1 pseudogene is annotated in these 1052 nt (G+C 52.9%); it reads left to right on the top strand.

Annotated elements, in window-relative coordinates:
• A pseudogene (locus C900_RS27460) lies at nucleotides 1–1052 on the top strand (hypothetical protein); the annotation flags it as partial.

Raw genomic sequence — 1052 nt, 5'->3', positions numbered from 1 at the left:
CCACCGAAGTGATCACAGACAACACCCAGCCTGAAGAGGTGACAACCAGCAACACAGGCCCTTTGACCTGCTCGACTGCCAGCGTAGACCTGATCGGCTCCACCACAACAGAAGGCGTGACCTATCGTTGGCTAAACTCCAGTAGCGTAATCGCTACAGCGGCCACCGTAACGGTCAGTGCCGCTGGTGAATACACCCTTGAAGTGACTAAGGAAAGCACGGGCTGTACCACTACGGCTACTACCGAAGTAGGCATTGATTATTCACAGCCTGAGGGTGTTACGGCAAGCAACACCGGTCCGTTAACGTGCGATGTTACGAGCGTTGAGCTAATTGGCTCAGCGATTACATCAGGTGTGAGCTACCGTTGGCTAAGCTCTGGTAGTGTAATCGCCACAACGGCCACCGTAACGGTCAGTACCGCTGGTGAATACACCCTTGAAGTGACTAAGGAGAGCACGGGCTGTATCACCACGACTACTACTGAAGTAGGCATTGATTACTCTCAACCCGAAGGAGTTACAGCCATCAACAGTGGCCAGCTCACGTGTGATGTTACGAGCGTTGAGCTAATTGGTTCTACGACTACATCAGGAGTAACCTACCGCTGGCTAAGCGCTGGCAGCGAGATTGCGACAACGGCAAATACCACTGTTACTTCCCCAGGTGAATACACCCTTGAGGTGACGAAGGAAAGCACTGGTTGTACCACTACGACTACCACCGAAGTAGGCATTGATTATTCACAGCCTGAGGGTGTTACGGCCAGCAACACCAGTCCGTTAACGTGCGATGTTACGAGCGTTGAGCTGATCGGCTCAGCGACTACATCAGGTGTGAGCTACCGTTGGCTAAGTGCTGGCAGCGAGATTGCGACAACCGCCACTACGACCGTCAGTGCCTCGGGCGAATACACCCTTGAGGTGACCAAGAAAAGCACTGGTTGTACCACTACAGCTACTACTGAAGTAGGCATTGATTATTCACAGCCTGAAGGCGTGACTGCGGGCAATTCTGGTCCGCTGACCTGCGATGTTACCAGCGTAGAATTA

The sequence above is a fragment of the Fulvivirga imtechensis AK7 genome, from assembly GCF_000331535.1.
GTDB lineage: Bacteria > Bacteroidota > Bacteroidia > Cytophagales > Cyclobacteriaceae > Fulvivirga > Fulvivirga imtechensis.
The sequence above is the reverse complement of the archived record's forward strand: the minus strand, read 5'-3'. Positions and strand labels throughout refer to the sequence as shown.